The organism is Pseudomonas sp. Marseille-QA0332, from assembly GCF_054950175.1.
In genome coordinates this window covers 3278194-3293152 of record NZ_CM143106.1, presented here as the reverse complement: position 1 = coordinate 3293152, position 14959 = coordinate 3278194, and the positions used below count along the sequence as shown (strand labels likewise).

At 63.4% G+C, this 14959-nt stretch carries 13 protein-coding genes; 12 read left to right on the top strand and 1 reads right to left on the bottom strand.

Annotated features, from left to right (window positions below; all coding sequences use genetic code 11):
• Positions 1 to 747 precede the first annotated feature (747 nt).
• The 6 genes from ACY8GK_RS15255 (at position 748) to ACY8GK_RS15230 (ending at position 8209) form a co-directional block, all read left to right on the top strand.
• The gene (locus tag ACY8GK_RS15255) at positions 748 to 2904 is read left to right on the top strand and encodes a type I secretion system permease/ATPase (protein ID WP_196180965.1); all 2157 of its coding nucleotides are present in this window, start codon (positions 748 to 750) and stop codon (positions 2902 to 2904) included.
• Between the two features lie 7 nt (positions 2905 to 2911).
• A complete protein-coding gene (locus ACY8GK_RS15250) occupies positions 2912 to 4270 on the top strand; it encodes an HlyD family type I secretion periplasmic adaptor subunit (protein WP_462403029.1) in 1359 nt (452 codons plus the stop codon).
• Between the two features lie 256 nt (positions 4271 to 4526).
• On the top strand, positions 4527 to 5426 hold the full coding sequence (locus ACY8GK_RS15245; RefSeq protein WP_462401565.1) for a TauD/TfdA dioxygenase family protein: 900 nt from the start codon (positions 4527 to 4529) through the stop codon (positions 5424 to 5426).
• An 18-nt stretch (positions 5427 to 5444) separates the two neighbouring features.
• Positions 5445 to 6464 (top strand): ABC transporter substrate-binding protein, encoded by a 1020-nt coding sequence (locus ACY8GK_RS15240; protein WP_196180960.1) that lies wholly within the window; start codon positions 5445 to 5447, stop codon positions 6462 to 6464.
• Between the two features lie 5 nt (positions 6465 to 6469).
• Complete coding sequence (locus ACY8GK_RS15235; RefSeq protein ID WP_196180959.1) at positions 6470 to 7333, top strand: ABC transporter ATP-binding protein; 864 nt, start codon at positions 6470 to 6472, stop codon at positions 7331 to 7333.
• A 12-nt stretch (positions 7334 to 7345) separates the two neighbouring features.
• A complete protein-coding gene (locus ACY8GK_RS15230; protein ID WP_196180957.1) occupies positions 7346 to 8209 on the top strand; it encodes an ABC transporter permease in 864 nt (287 codons plus the stop codon).
• A gap of 21 nt (positions 8210 to 8230) precedes the next feature.
• Here the strand turns inward: ACY8GK_RS15230 and ACY8GK_RS15225 are convergent, their stop codons facing one another.
• Positions 8231 to 8794: a WYL domain-containing protein gene (locus tag ACY8GK_RS15225; RefSeq protein ID WP_196180955.1), complete on the bottom strand. Its 564-nt coding sequence runs from the start codon at positions 8792 to 8794 to the stop codon at positions 8231 to 8233.
• A gap of 206 nt (positions 8795 to 9000) precedes the next feature.
• Between ACY8GK_RS15225 and ACY8GK_RS15220 the strand changes: the two genes are divergently transcribed.
• The 6 genes from ACY8GK_RS15220 to ACY8GK_RS15195 all read left to right on the top strand — a co-directional run bounded on the left by ACY8GK_RS15220 (position 9001) and on the right by ACY8GK_RS15195 (position 14934).
• The gene (locus ACY8GK_RS15220; RefSeq protein WP_462401564.1) at positions 9001 to 9810 is read left to right on the top strand and encodes a tetratricopeptide repeat protein; all 810 of its coding nucleotides are present in this window, start codon (positions 9001 to 9003) and stop codon (positions 9808 to 9810) included.
• An 85-nt stretch (positions 9811 to 9895) separates the two neighbouring features.
• Positions 9896 to 10348, top strand: a complete 453-nt coding sequence (locus ACY8GK_RS15215) for a MarR family winged helix-turn-helix transcriptional regulator (protein WP_462401563.1) — start codon at positions 9896 to 9898, stop codon at positions 10346 to 10348.
• Positions 10345 to 12435 (top strand): FUSC family protein, encoded by a 2091-nt coding sequence (locus ACY8GK_RS15210; RefSeq protein ID WP_462401562.1) that lies wholly within the window; start codon positions 10345 to 10347, stop codon positions 12433 to 12435. The genes ACY8GK_RS15215 and ACY8GK_RS15210 overlap by 4 nt, the downstream gene beginning before the upstream one ends.
• Entirely contained in the window at positions 12432 to 12644 is a 213-nt protein-coding gene (locus tag ACY8GK_RS15205; protein ID WP_196180951.1) for a DUF1656 domain-containing protein, read from the top strand. Before ACY8GK_RS15210 ends, ACY8GK_RS15205 begins: the two co-directional genes overlap by 4 nt.
• On the top strand, positions 12641 to 13516 hold the full coding sequence (locus tag ACY8GK_RS15200; RefSeq protein WP_462401561.1) for an efflux RND transporter periplasmic adaptor subunit: 876 nt from the start codon (positions 12641 to 12643) through the stop codon (positions 13514 to 13516). The genes ACY8GK_RS15205 and ACY8GK_RS15200 overlap by 4 nt, the downstream gene beginning before the upstream one ends.
• A complete protein-coding gene (locus tag ACY8GK_RS15195; RefSeq protein ID WP_462401560.1) occupies positions 13513 to 14934 on the top strand; it encodes an efflux transporter outer membrane subunit in 1422 nt (473 codons plus the stop codon). Before ACY8GK_RS15200 ends, ACY8GK_RS15195 begins: the two co-directional genes overlap by 4 nt.
• The last annotated feature ends 25 nt before the right edge of the window (positions 14935 to 14959 follow it).

The following is a 14959-nucleotide window of genomic DNA, read 5'->3' as shown; positions in this document are numbered from 1 at the left end:
GTAATGTCACATTGATATTCGTCTGCAAAACCCGCTTTCCAGGGCGCTTCAGCTAGCTTTAGACAGGGTTTCGGACGTACGGTTACAGGCCCGCTGTCTCGCCCATGAAACGGCTGTCGCACGGGCTTATCAAATGGTCGACTTCAAGCACAAACCTTGCCTGAATGGGCTGCCCGCCGAAGCGAGCAGGTCCATGTTTCATAAGGGTTTGTTCAATAAGGAAATTAGCCTTGCATGTTTCCGACAAGTGGTGGGTTAGAGAGTTCTTGTTGGCTTCGCGTCAAGATTTACGGCAAGAGGCGTCAACGATCCGACTGCCACGAGTAAACTATCTGACCCTGTTGATGGTCCTTGAGCCGACTGGCGTACGGACTGGCATGAATCTTCCATCCAGATCAGTCCGTCAAACGCTCGTCGCAGGATTGATCGGGCGGTGACTGCCGTCCTAGAGCAAGCTGAGCGCATTTGACGCTTGCGCTGGAGCTATCCAAGGTTAGTCTTGCAGTGACATGGTTTTGCCAGCAGTGAACGAGCGTGGCCGTCTAGCCGAGCTGATGGGCAAACGATCACTGGAAAAATGAACCCTGTCTGACATTGGTCGTCAGCAGGTTAAAGGTAGAACGACGGTAGCCTGCCTGGCCTTGGGTCAGTTACAGGCTTTCCGAGGAATGACTCATCCAGGGGAGCATGCGGGCCGCGGCTCGTGGCTCTGCTGGCCATACCAACGCAAGGAATAGAGAGCACCGCGTGGAATCTGAAGTCAGTCGAGTCCAACTCAGCCATGATCCACGTAGTCAGCATGACGATCCATTACTGGACAGTCTCCTGACACTGTGCGTCTTGCATCAGCGGCCCGCCAGCCGAGCCATGTTGACCACTGGGTTGCCGCTTCCCTCGCAACGGCTCACTCCCGAGCTGCTGCCTCGCGCCGCTGCCAGGGCGGGCCTGCAGGGGCGTCTGCTGCAACGCAAGCTCGAGCAGATCCCCGGTATCGCCATGCCGGCGATGCTGTTGCTCAAGGATGGCCGCAGCGCCGTGCTGCTGGGCTGGGAAAGCGCCGACATCGCGCGCCTGCTGCTCAGCGAGAGCGATGGCGGTGAAGTACGGATCAGTCGCCAGAAGCTGCTCGACGAATACAGTGGCCGGGTCTTCTTCGCCCAGCCCCAGCACAAGTTCGACGTCAACCACGGCAACCTGATCCCTCGGGCCCGGTCATGGTTCCGCGACACCTTGATGCGCAGTCGCTGGCTGTACATCGATGCCATTGCCGCCAGCCTGGTGATCAACCTGATCGCCCTGGCCGCGCCGCTGTTCGTCATGAACGTGTACGACCGCGTCGTCCCGAACCAGGCCACCTCCACCTTGTGGGTGCTGGCCATAGGCATTACCGGGGCCTATGTATTCGACCTGATCCTCAAGGGCTTGCGCAGCCTGTGCCTGGACCTGGCCGGCAAGAAGACCGACCTGATCATCTCGGCCACCTTGTTCGAACGGATCGTCGGCATGTCCATGAAATACCGGCCTGCGCGGGTCGGCAGCTTCGCCCAGAACATCCATGAGTTTCAGGGGCTGCGGGACTTTCTCGCCTCGCTGACGTTGACCAGCCTCATCGATCTGCCGTTCACGGTGCTGATCCTGCTGGTCATCGCCATCATCGGTGGACACCTGGTGTGGATACCGATCATCGCTTTCCCATTGGCGCTGGGTATCGGCTACGCCTTGCAAAAGCCCCTGATGGCGACCATGGAAAGAACCATGGCCCTGGCTTCCGAACGTCAATCGAGCCTGATCGAGACGCTGGCCGGCCTCGATGCGGTCAAGGTCAACAACGCCGAAAGCGAGCGCCAGTACATGTGGGAGCAGACCCTCGGCACCCTCAGCCGCCTGGAGCTGCGCGTCAAGATGCTCTCCGGCCTGGCCATGAACATCACCCTGCTCATCCAGCAACTGGCTGGCGTGGCGATGATCTGCGTAGGGGTCTACCTGATCATCGATGGCAACCTCAGCATGGGTGGCCTGGTCGCCTGCTACATGCTCAGCGGCCGCGCCCTCGGGCCGCTGGGACAACTGAACGGCCTGCTGGCTCGCTACCAGCAGGCCAAGGTCACCATGAGCGCGACCAACCAGATGATGGAGCTGCCGCAGGAGCGCAACTTCGAGGAGCGGCCGCTGAGCCGCCAGGTATTGCAAGGCGCCGTGGAATTCCGTGGCGTCGACTTCACCTATCCGAACCAGCAGAACATGGCGCTCAAGGGGATCAACCTGGTGATCCGGCCGGGTGAGAAGGTGGGCATCATCGGCCGTAGCGGCTCGGGCAAGAGCTCGCTGGCCAAGCTGATCGTCGGCCTTTACGAGCCCGATGGCGGCTCGCTGCTGATCGACGGTGTCGACATTCGCCAGATCGACGTCAGCGAGCTGCGCCACAACCTGGGCTACGTTCCGCAGGATATCCAGCTGCTGGCCGGTACCTTGCGCGACAACCTGGTCAGCGGCGCACGTTACATCGAAGACGAGCTGGTCCTGCAAGCTGCCGAACTGGCCGGTGTGCACGAGTTTGCCCGCCTGCACCCGGAAGGCTATGAGCTGCAGGTCGGCGAGCGCGGGCAGAACCTCTCCGGCGGTCAGCGTCAGAACGTCGCGCTGGCCCGGGCACTCTTGCTCAACCCGCAGATCCTGTTGCTCGACGAGCCTACCGCGGCCATGGACAACACGGGCGAGGAGCGGCTGAAACAGCGTCTGCAAGCTGTCATCGAAAACAAGACCGTCCTGCTGGTCACCCACCGGGCCTCGCTGCTGTCGCTGGTGGACCGCCTGATCGTCATCGACCGCGGGCAAATCGTTGCGGACGGGCCGAAGGCAGCTGTCATGGATGCGCTGAAGAAGGGGCAGATCAGTGTCGCGTAAACTGGACATGGGACAGATCAGGAGCAGCCTGCGCCGCTATTTCAAAGGCTCGGACTCGCTCAGCGGCCAGCCGCTGCCTGAGGTCAAGAAAGCGGTCATCGAAGACGCGCCGCGTGTGGTGCGCCTGACCATCTGGGGCGTCATCGCCTTCTTCCTGTTTCTGATCGTCTGGGCCAGTTTCGCCCAGATCGACGAGGTCACGCGCGGCGAAGGCAAGGCCATTCCATCTTCCAAGGTACAGAAGATCCAGAACCTGGAAGGCGGTATCGTCGCCGAGATCTACGCCAAGGAAGGCCAGATCGTCGAGGTCGGTGACCCCTTGCTGCGCCTGGACGACACGCGCTTCGCTTCGAACGTCGGCGAGACCGAAGCCGATCGGCTGGCCATGGCCCTGCGTGTCGAACGACTGAGCGCCGAGGTCGAAGACCGCCCGCTGAAGATCGAGGAAGAGTTGCGCAAGGCTGCGCCGAGCCAGGCGGCTAGCGAGGAATCGCTGTATCAGAGCCGCCGCCAGCAACTGCACGACGAAATCGGTGGGCTGGAGCAGCAACTGGTGCAGCGTCAGCAGGAGCTGCGCGAGTTCACCTCCAAGCGCGCCCAGTACGCCAACAGCCTGCAACTGCTACGCCAGGAGATCTCCATGTCCGAGCCGCTGGTGGCAAAGGGGGCGATCTCCCAGGTCGAGGTGTTGCGCCTGCGCCGGGCGGAGGTGGAAAACCGTGGCCAGCTCGATGCGACCGCCTTGGCCATCCCGCGCGCCGAGGCCGCGATCAAGGAAGTGGCCAGCAAGATCGAGGAGACCCGAGGCAAGTTCAGGAGCGAGGCGCTGACCCAACTCAACGAGGCGCGCACCGAGCTGAACAAGGCTACCGCGACCAGCAAGGCCCTCGATGACCGGGTCAACCGCACCATGGTCACTTCGCCTGTACGCGGCGTGGTCAAGCAATTGCTGGTCAACACCATTGGTGGCGTGATCCAGCCAGGCAGCGACATCATCGAGATCGTGCCCCTGGACGATACCCTGGTGATCGAAGCCAGGATCCTGCCCAAGGATATCGCCTTCCTGCATCCTGGCCAGGAAGCCACGATCAAGTTCACTGCCTATGACTACACCATTTATGGCGGGCTCAAGGCCAAGCTCGAGCAGATCGGTGCCGATACCATCACCGATGAGGACAAGAAGACCACCTACTACCTGATCAAGTTGCGCACCGATCGCAGTCATCTGGGAACGGACGAGAAGCCCTTGCTGATCATCCCTGGCATGGTGGCTTCGGTGGACATCATGACCGGCAAGAAGACCATCATGGACTATCTGCTCAAGCCCATCATCAAGGCGCGCTCCGAGGCGTTGAGGGAACGTTGAGAGGCCAGCCGGGCACGCTGGTGCGAAGGGTGGTCGAGCAATGGGCGGGCAGCGTGGAGCCTTGCCAAGCTGTAGCGTCCAGGCTCATATGCTTATTTCTTAAAGGTATTTAAATAAACATACTTATGCGATTATAGTCTTTCTCACTGCGTACCTGCCGACCAATCGGCGCGCCGCACGACTTGAACCGATACAGGGAAACCCTGTGAGTTTCTGATCGATGCGCGCCTGGTCGCGCACTGCGTGGGAGTGAGAAATGTCAGCTGCCTTCAACGCCTTGTCGTTCAACGACAGCGCACCGCCGCAAACCTTCGAGATTCGTCCTTTCCCAGCGGCCGTCGGTGCCGAGGTGAATGGCCTGGACCTGGCCAGACCGATCGGTGCCGAGGATTTCGCCCGTATTCAACGCGCTCATCTGGACCACCACGTCCTGGTCTTGCGCGATCAGCACATCACCCCTGGCCAGCACATCGCCTTCAGTCGGCGCTTCGGCGAGCTGCAGATCCATGTACTCAAGCAGTTCCTGCTCGAAGGGCATCCGGAAATCCTGATCGTTTCGAACATCGTCGAGGATGGCCGCAACCTAGGCCTCGGCGATGCTGGCAAGTTCTGGCATTCGGACCTGTCCTACAAGGAGCTGCCAAGCCTGGGTTCGATGCTGCATGCACAGGAGCTTCCGAGCGAAGGCGGCGACACGCTCTTTGCCGACATGCACAGGGCCTGGGACGCCGTGCCGCAAGCGCTGCGCAAGGTCGTGCAAGGGCGTAGCGCGGCGCATTCCTATACCGCCCGCTATGCCGAAACCAAGTTCGAAGGCAACTGGCGCCCGACCTTGACCGCCGACCAGCTGGCCCAGGTACGGGAGGTGATTCATCCGATCGTGCGCACGCATCCGGAGACTGGCCGCAAGGCGTTGTTCGTTAGCGAAGGGTTCACCACGCGCATCATTGGCCTGCCTGAGGACGAAAGTCGTGATGTCCTGCAGCAGCTTCACGCCCTGAGCGTGCTCGAGCAGAACGTCTACCGCCATCAGTGGCAAGCCCACGACTTGGTGTTCTGGGACAACCGTTCGCTGATCCACCTGGCCACCGGCTGCCCCGCCCACCTGCGACGCAAGCTGTATCGCACCACCATCCAGGGCGATGCCCCGTTCTGAAGACCAGGAGTCGACACCATGCGCAAATCCATCAGCCGCCTGGCGGCGAGCATCGGCCTGGGCGTCAGCCTGGCCACCGGCAGCCTGGTCGTCCCTGGCGTGGCCCAGGCGGAAGGCAAGATCCGTATCGCCGAACAGTTCGGCATCGTCTACCTCTTGCTCAATGTCGTCCGCGACCAGCACTTGATCGAAAAACATGGCAAGGCGCAAGGGCTGGATATCGAAGTGGACTGGACCCAGTTGTCCGGCGGAGCGGCGGTCAACGATGCGCTGCTGTCCGGCTCGGTGGATATCGCCGGGGCCGGCATCGGCCCGCTGCTGACCGTGTGGGATCGCACCAAGGGGCGGCAGAACGTCAAGGCAGTGGCTTCGCTGGGCAACTTCCCGACCTGCCTGGTCAGCAGCAATCCCGCCGTCAAGACCATCGCCGATATCTCCGACAAGGACCGTATCGCCGTGCCAGCGGTGGGGGTTTCGGTGCAGTCGCGCTTGCTGCAATACGCCGCGGCGAAGCAGTGGGGCGACGAGCAATACGCGCGCCTGGACAAGTACACCCTGGCCGTACCCCATCCCGATGCCACCGCGGCGCTGCTGGCAGGCGGCACGGAGCTCAACGGCCACTTTTCCAGCCCACCGTTCCAGGACCAGGTATTGGCCAACAAGAACGTGCATGTGGTGCTCGACAGCTATGACCTGCTTGGGCCCAACTCGCCAACCTTGCTGCTGGCCACCGAGAAATTCCGCGAGCAGAACCCCAAGACCTACAGGGCGTTCGTCGATGCCTTGGCCGAGGCGGCGGACTTCGCCCAGCATGACAAGGCGGCCGCGGCCGATACGTATATCCGCGTGACCAAGGCCAGCATCGATCGTGAAGCATTGATCCGGCTGATCGACGATCCACGCTACGAATTCACCATCACGCCGAAGAATACCTACCCCCTGGCAGCGTTCCTTTACCGGGTCGGCGCGATCAAGAACAAGCCTGAATCATGGAAGGACTATTTCTTCCAGGACGACCGCCCATTGCAGGGGAGCTGAAGCCCATGTCCGTTCCATTGCCAGGCCACGCGGCCAGCAACCTGAGTCGTGTCGCGACTTCATCGCTGCTGCAGGTCGATCGCCTGAGCCTCGAGTACCGCACCGCGCAACGTGTGGTGCGGGCTACCCATCAGGTCAGCTTCGAAATCGACCAGGCCGATCGCTTCGTCCTGCTCGGCCCCTCGGGTTGCGGCAAGTCCACCTTGCTCAAGGCGGTCGCCGGATTCATCGCGCCCAGCGAAGGCCAGATACTGCTCGAAGGCGCCCGGGTCACGGGCCCAGGCCCTGATCGTATCGTGGTGTTCCAGGAATTCGACCAGCTCCCGCCCTGGAAAACGGTCAGGCAGAACGTGGTCTTTCCGCTGCTGGTCGGCGGCAAGCTCAAACGCAGGGAAGCCGAAGAACGCGCCATGCACTACTTGCACAAGGTAGGTCTGGCTGGCTTCGCCGATGCCTATCCCCATACGCTTTCGGGAGGCATGAAGGCTCGGGTTTCGATTGCCCGCGCGCTGGCCACCCAGCCGAAGATCCTGCTGATGGATGAGCCTTTCGCCGCGCTCGACGCACTGACCCGGCGCAAGATGCAGGAGGAGCTGCTGCTGCTTTGGGAAGAGGTGCGCTTCACCTTGCTGTTCGTGACTCATTCCATCGAGGAGGCGCTGGTGGTCGGCAACCGGATATTGCTGTTGTCACCCCATCCCGGACGCGTCCGCGCCGAGGTGCATAGCCATCAGTACGACCTGGGCAGCCTGGGCGGCATCGGGTTCCAAACCGCCGCCCAGCGTGTCCATCACCTGCTGTTCGACCAAGCCGTGGCACCGGAACAAAAGCCTGCCTTGAACCTCAGCGATATTCGCATCGCCTACTGATCGGAGTTTCACATGACCACTCGACCTGCAAGACAGGAATACGAGGTCCAGCTGGAACCATTGCCTGGTGTCTCGCTAGAACGCCGTCTACCCTTGGCGCAGCGGCTCTGGCAGCAAGGCTGGTTGCGCAAGGCCGTGATCCTGCTGGTGCTTGCCGCGGCCTGGGAGGCCATTGCCCGCTACCAAGGCAACGACCTGCTGCTGCCCGGCTTCGTGCAGACCAGCGCGGCCTTGTGGGAGGGCCTGGCCACGGGCGAGCTGCCAGCCAAGGTCGGCGTCTCGCTGGTGATCCTGCTCAAAGGCTATCTGCTGGGCATCATCCTGGCGTTCGGCCTGACCAGCCTGGCCGTCTCGACCCAGCTGGGTCGGGACCTGCTCGGCACCCTGACCTCGATGTTCAACCCGCTCCCGGCGATCGCCCTGCTGCCGCTGGCCCTGTTGTGGTTCGGCCTGGGCGACAACAGCCTGATCTTCGTGCTCGTGCATTCGGTGCTCTGGGCCCTGGCGCTGAACACCTATGCCGGTTTCCTCGGGGTCTCGGAAACCCTGCGCATGGCCGGGCGCAACTATGGATTGCGTGGTCTGCGCCTGGTCATGTACATCCTGGTGCCGGCAGCCTTGCCCTCGATTCTCTCCGGGCTGAAGATTGGCTGGGCCTTCGCCTGGCGGACATTGATCGCCGCCGAACTGGTCTTCGGTGCCAGTAGCGGCAAGGGCGGCCTGGGCTGGTACATCTTCCAGAACCGCAACGAGCTGTATACCGACAAGGTCTTCGCCGGCCTGGCGCTGGTGATCCTGATCGGCCTGTTGGTGGAAGGCCTGGTGTTCGACAGCTTGGAGCGTGTCACCGTGCGCCGTTGGGGCATGCAGCGCTAGCAACGCATTACAGCTGCCACGCTAGTCCGCCGGCAGGTAACGGGCAGCCGCGCTGCGCAGAATCCGCGCGATTTCCTCGCGCAGCGGCAACGGCTGCTCGACGACCAGGTCGTCGCCCTGGCTGAGCAGCCACCAGCGCAAGGAAACACCATCGCTCACCGTGGCTTGAAGCCGGTGGCCCTGGTCCAGGGCCGTAAGCTGCATGTCGGCGGCCAAGGGCGCATCGCGCAACTGACGGGCCAAGACGTCGCTGATCCAGGCCTGCAACTCGATGCCCGCTTCCTTGTCTGCTTGTAGAGCACGGTTGCGCAGATAACCGTGCAGATCGAAATTGCCACGCAGCTCTGCTCCAGCATTGGCGGACCAATGCCAGCCGAACGGAATGCTCTTGTCGTTGCGCTCCAGCGGGAAGATCAGCGACAGCTCGTTGAGGTCACGCTCCACGGTGCGCTTGCTGATGTGAAAGCCTACATCACGCAGGCGCCAGACCAGTTCGGCACTGGTGATCCCGGGGGAGCGACTGGGAAGCTGGCGCAGGAGCGCCCATTGGCGGCTGAGGGTGGCGCGGGTGGTAGCAAGGGGCAAAAGGTAACGTCCTCGTCTGAGCTGGCGCCGATAGGATGGATTCACGAAATACACATGGCAATTAGCCATGCCTGGCTCAGATCAAGTAACGGACGATTGGTTGCCTCGTACCGGTTCGTTCGCGACAAGTTTTGTCGCCAGGACCCGCAGAATCACCGTTCACAGGCTCCGCGGTGGGACCACGGGATCGTTCAATGAGGATGAACATGTCGGTTGTCAGCAACATCCACCCGCTACTGGGGCGCCTGCTCCCCGAGCGGATCGTGCCCCTGGCCACGCACGCCGGTCGCAAGCGTCTGTTCGGCGGTGTCGGCATGCCCAGCCAGCGGGTCATGCTAGGAGGGCGCTTCACCTTGGCCGAGCGGCTCGACGAAGCGGCCGATATCCCGGCGATCTATGCCGAACTGCGTCGTCAGGCACTGGCCGGCCATGCAACGGCGCTCAACGACCTGGGCTGGGTCTGGCTCAATGGCAAGTACTGGCATGCCGAGCCCCAGCTGGCTGGCCGCCTGTTGCGCATGGCTGCCCTGCAAGGCAGCGCGGCGGCCTGGTTCAACCTGGGCCAGCAGCATTACTTCGGCAAAGGAGTCGAAGTGTCTTATTCACAGGCTGCGTATTTCTACCAGCGCGCGTTCGAGCATGGCATCGACCACGCCGCGGCAACGCTTGGCGACCTGTTCGAGGAAGAAGTCTGCGATTCGGCTGTTGCTTGGCAGGTCGACCAGCACGAAGCCTATCGCTGGTTCCTGCAAGGTGCCCAGCGAGGCGAGGCGCGTTGTCGCTTCGAAGTCGGGCACAGGTTGCTGCATGGCTTGTACGTCGAGGCGGACGTGCTGGCGGCCCTGTCCTGGCTGGAGCTTGCCGCGGGAGCCGGCGTGATGCAGGCCGCCGAAGAGTTGGCGGTGCATTATGGCGAGAGTGACGAGGTCCGCTATGTGCACTGGCGCGACCAGGCGATCCTGCTTGGCAGCGATCTGGCGTGGAGCATGAAGCTCAAGGACCAGATTCGACGCTAGACGATCGCTTGTCGCCAACGGTTGACGATGGGGGGCATGATGACGGTATATTGATAGTTAGCAAACTATGAATAACGGATGCCCAATGTCCCTCGATGTACTGCGCCTGAAAGTCAGCAGCGGCATGGTCGTTGCCGTTCGCCATTGGCGGCGCATCTGCCATGGTGCCTTGACCACCTATGGCATCTCGGAGGCCTGTGCCGTGCCGTTGCTGATGATCGTGCGCCTGGGCGACGGGGTCCACCAGGTGGCCGTGGCCCAGGCCGCTGGTCTGGAAAGCCCCTCGCTGGTCCGCCTGCTCGACCAGCTGTGCAAGGCTGGCCTGGTCTGCCGCAGCGAAGACCCGGCGGATCGGCGGGCCAAGGCCCTGAGCCTGACCCGCGAAGGCCGTAAACTGGCCGACTCGATCGAGACCGAGCTGGCCCGCTTGCGCCGCGAGGTCCTGGGCGGCATCGACCAGGCCGACCTGGAAGCCACCTTGCGCGTCATCCGGGCGTTCGAGGATGCCAGCCAGCCTTCGCCAGGTGACCTGGCATGAACGGCTTCTTCAGTTCGGTACCGCCTGCCCGCGACTGGTTCTATGGGGTACGCACCTTCGCTGCCTCGATGATCGCCTTGTACATCGCCTTGCTCATGCAGCTGCCACGGCCGTATTGGGCAATGGCCACCGTCTACATCGTCTCCAGCCCCTTCGTCGGCCCGACCAGTTCCAAGGCCCTGTACCGTGCCTTGGGTACCTTGCTCGGCGCTGGTGGGGCAGTACTGCTGGTGCCGCCACTGGTCCAGTCACCCTTGTTGCTGAGCGTCGCCATCGCCTTGTGGACCGGGACTTTGCTGTTCCTGTCGCTGAACCTGCGAACGGCCAACAATTACCTGCTGATGCTGGCCGGCTATACCTTGCCGATGATTGCGCTGGCCGTGGTCGACAATCCGCTGGCAGTCTTCGATGTGGCTTCGTCGCGAGCGCAGGAGATCTGCCTTGGCATCGTCTGCGCGGCCGTGGTCGGCGCGATCTTCTGGCCGCGCCGGCTGGCACCGGTGCTGGTCGGCGCGACCGGCAACTGGTTCAACGAAGCGATCCGCTACAGCGATACCCACCTGGCTGGCGAAGCAGGCGCCGAGCAGGTGGGCCCCATGCGCGCCTCGATGGTCGCGACCTTCAACAGCCTGGAAATGATGATCGGCCAGGTCGGTCATGAGGGGGCCGGTCCGCATACGGTGAAAAATGCGCGGGAATTGCGCGGTCGGATGATCCACCTGCTGCCGGTGATCGACGCGCTGGATGACGCCCTGGCTGCCTTGGCTGCCCGCGCACCGACCGAATACGCCAGGCTGCAGATCGTCCTGGACGCAGCCCGTGTCTGGCTGCAGGAAACCGCCGAACAGGCACCGGTGGCACGCTGGACTGCGCTGCGCGAGCAGATCGAGCATTTGCAGCCCGATCCGCGCACGCTGGGGCAGCGCCCGGCCTTGCTGCTGTCCAATGCACTGTACCGGCTCACCGAGTGGGTCGACCTCTGGCAGGACTGCTGCACGCTGCAGCATGCCTTGCGTCGGGACGATGCCGCGCCTTGGCGTGCGGTGTACCGGCACTGGCGCCTGGGTCGCCTGACACCGTTCTTCGACCGTGGCCTTATGTTCTATTCGGTGTTCTCCACCGTGACCGCCATCATCGTCGCCTGCGGCCTATGGATCGTGCTGGGCTGGAAGGATGGCAGCAGCGCGGTCATTCTGGCCGCGGTGGCCTGCAGCTTCTTTGCCGCGATGGACGATCCGGCGCCGCAGATCTACCGCTTCTTCTTCTGGACACTGATGTCGGTGATCTTCTCCAGTGTCTACCTGTTCCTGGTCCTGCCGAACCTGCACGACTTCCCGATGCTGGTGCTGGCCTTTGCCGTGCCGTTCATCTGTGTCGGCACGCTGACGGTACAGCCGCGCTTCTATCTGGGTACCTTGCTGACCATCGTCAACACCGCGACCTTCATCAGCATCCAGGGCGCCTATGACGCTGACTTCCTGACGTTCATCAATGCCAACCTCGCCGGCCCCGTGGGGCTGCTGTTTGCCTTCATCTGGACCCTGCTGCTGCGTCCGTTCGGCGTCGAGCTGGCTGCCAAGCGCCTGACCCGCTTCAGCTGGCGCGACATCGTCGAAATGACCCGGCCGGCCACCCTGGCCGAGCAGCGGCAGGTCGGTGTGCAGATGCTCGACCGCCTGATGCAGCACCTGCCGCGCCTGGCGCAGACCGGACAGGACAGTGGCGCGGCCCTGCGTGACCTGCGTGTCGGGTTGAACCTGCTGGATCTGCTCGCCTACCTGCCAAGGGTCGGCCCGCTGCCTCGCGAATGCTTGCAGCAAGTGCTCCAGAAGGTTGGCGCTCACTATGCGGCCTGCCTGCGGGCCGGCGAGCGCCTGCCTGCGCCCGATGCCTTGTTGCGCGACATGGACCAGGCACGTCAGGCCCTGGCGCAGGACGGGCCGAACGACCGCAGCGATGCCAGGGTCCATCTGTTGCACGCGCTCAGCGGCCTGCGCCTGGCCTTGCTACCAGGCATGGAAGTGGTCATCGACCCGGCTGGACGACAACCGCAACTGCCCCAGGGCATCGATGGAGCTGCGCTGTGATCGGTGAAGTGGATATCAGCGGGGTATTCCTGCCCACGCTGCTGGTGATGATGGTGTTCACCTACCTGCTGTTCCTCGGCGTGCATGCGGTGCTGCTGCGCCTTGGTTTCTATCGCCTGGTCTGGCACCGGGCGTTGTTCAACGTTGCCCTCTACGCCGTGCTGCTTGGTGCGGTGGATCATTTCTGTCGAAGCCTGATGCTGCCATGAAAAAACCTTTGCTGACCCTGGGCCGCGTGGTCCTGACCTTGCTGGTGGTGGCCTTCGCGGCCGTGCTCGTCTGGCAGATGGTCGTCTACTACATGTTCGCCCCCTGGACCCGCGACGGGCATATCCGCGCCGACGTGATCCAGATCGCTCCGGACGTGTCCGGCCTGATCCAGAAAGTCGAGGTTCGCGACAACCAGATGATCAAACGCGGCGATGTCCTGTTCACCATCGACCAGGATCGCTTCAGCCTGGCCTTGCGCCAGGCCCGTGCCACGCTGGCCGAGCGCCAGGAGATCCTGGCCCAGGCAGCGCGCGAGACCCGGCGCAACCGCAAGCTGGGCAACCTGGTGGCGGCCGAGCAGCTGGAAGAAAGCCAGTCTCGCGAGGCGCGTGCCCGCTCGGCGGTCAGCCAAGCCCAGGTCGCCGTCGATACGGCGCAGTTGAACCTCGATCGCTCGGTAGTCCGCAGCCCGGTGGACGGCTACCTCAATGACCGTGCGCCGCGCGCACACGAGTTCGTCAGCGCCGGCCGCCCGGTCCTGTCGGTGGTCGACAGCGCCTCCTATCACGTCGACGGTTATTTCGAGGAAACCAAGCTCGGCGCCATCCATGTCGGTGATGCGGTGGACATCCGGGTCATGGGCGACGGTACCCCCCTGCGTGGCCATGTGCAGAGCATGGCCGCGGGCATCGAGGACCGCGACCGTAGCAGCGGGGCCAACCTGCTACCCAATGTCAATCCAGCCTTCAGTTGGGTACGCCTGGCCCAGCGTATCCCTGTGCGAATCGCCTTCGACGAGGTACCAGCGGACTTTCGCATGATTGCCGGGCGTACCGCCACCGTGTCGATCATCGAGGGCCAGCAGCCATGAGAGGCCTGATGCTGGCAGGGCTGGCGCTGTCCCTTGGCGCCTGCGCGATGGTCGGTCCGGACTATCAGTTGCCCAAGGACGCGGCCGTGCAGCGTGGCGATCTCAATGGCCCGTTGCGTCAGGATGCTGGCAGGGTGGCCTCGGCTCCGGTGCCGGAAGACTGGTGGCGGCTGTACCAGGACCGTCGTCTCGATGAACTGGTGCGTCAGGCGCTGGCCGCCAATACCGAGTTGCGGGTAGCCACGGCGAACATCGCCAAGGCGCGCGCGCAGCTCGAAGTGGCACAGGCTCAGGGTGGTTTCAGCGGGGGCGCCAAGGCCGCTGCGCAGCGCCTGCAGGAGTCCGGCGAGGCTTTCCTGCTTCCGGACAAGGTTCCAGTGGCGAACATCGGAGAAGTGATTCTCAGCGCCTCCTACCAGTTCGATCTGTGGGGCACCTTCAAGCGGGGCACCGAGGCCGCCCAGGCCAACGCCGATGCCGTGCAGGCCGCCGCCGACACTGCTCGGATCACCTTGGTCGCGGACGTGGTCAAGGCCTATACCCAGGTCTGCTCGGCCAATGAGGAATACCATATCGCCCGCCAGTCGCTGGATCTGCAGGAGCAGGGCGTGCGGCTGACTCAGCGCCTGCGTGACGCCGGGCGGGGCGACGAAACCCAGGTGACCCGCAGCCAGACCCAGTTCAAATCCCTGCGTGCCGAGCTGCCGCGCTTCGAGGCCGAGCGCGAGGCCGGCCTCTATACCCTGGCCGCGCTGCTGGCCAGGCCCGTCGAGCAATTGCCGGCCGGTACCGCCGACTGTGCCGAGCTGCCTCGGCTTGCCCAACTGATCCCGATCGGCGATGGCGCCGCGCTGCTCAAGCGCCGCCCCGACGTGCGCCAGGCCGAACGCCAGCTGGCTGCCGCCACTGCCGGCATCGGCGTGGCGATCGGTGCGCTGTACCCGAACATCAGCATCGGTGCCCAGGTCGGTACCATCGGCATCCTCGACAACCTTGGCGAGCCGTCGACCAATCGCTGGGGCTTTGGCCCGCTGGTGAACTGGACCATCCCCACCAACGGTACCCGCGCGCGCATCCGCGAGGCCGAGGCCTCGACCCAGGCAGCGCTGGCGCATTTCGACGGTGTGGTACTCAATGCCATCCGCGAAACCCAGACCCGCCTGGCGCAGTACAGCGCGCTGCTGGATCGCCGTGATGCCTTGGCCGAAGCGGAGCGTTCGGCCAAGGAGGCAGCCGAGCAGACCCACCGCTTCTACCAGGCTGGACGCGCCTCGTTCCTCGCCGACCTGCAGGCGATGCGGACCTATACGGACATGCGTGGCCAGTTGGCGGCAGCCAATACGCAGGTAGCGATGGGGCAAATCGGCGTGTTCCTGGCGCTTGGCGGTGGCTGGAAGCAAGCGCCTGGCGAGCACTGATCAAGGCGCTGTTGCCGGAGCGCCT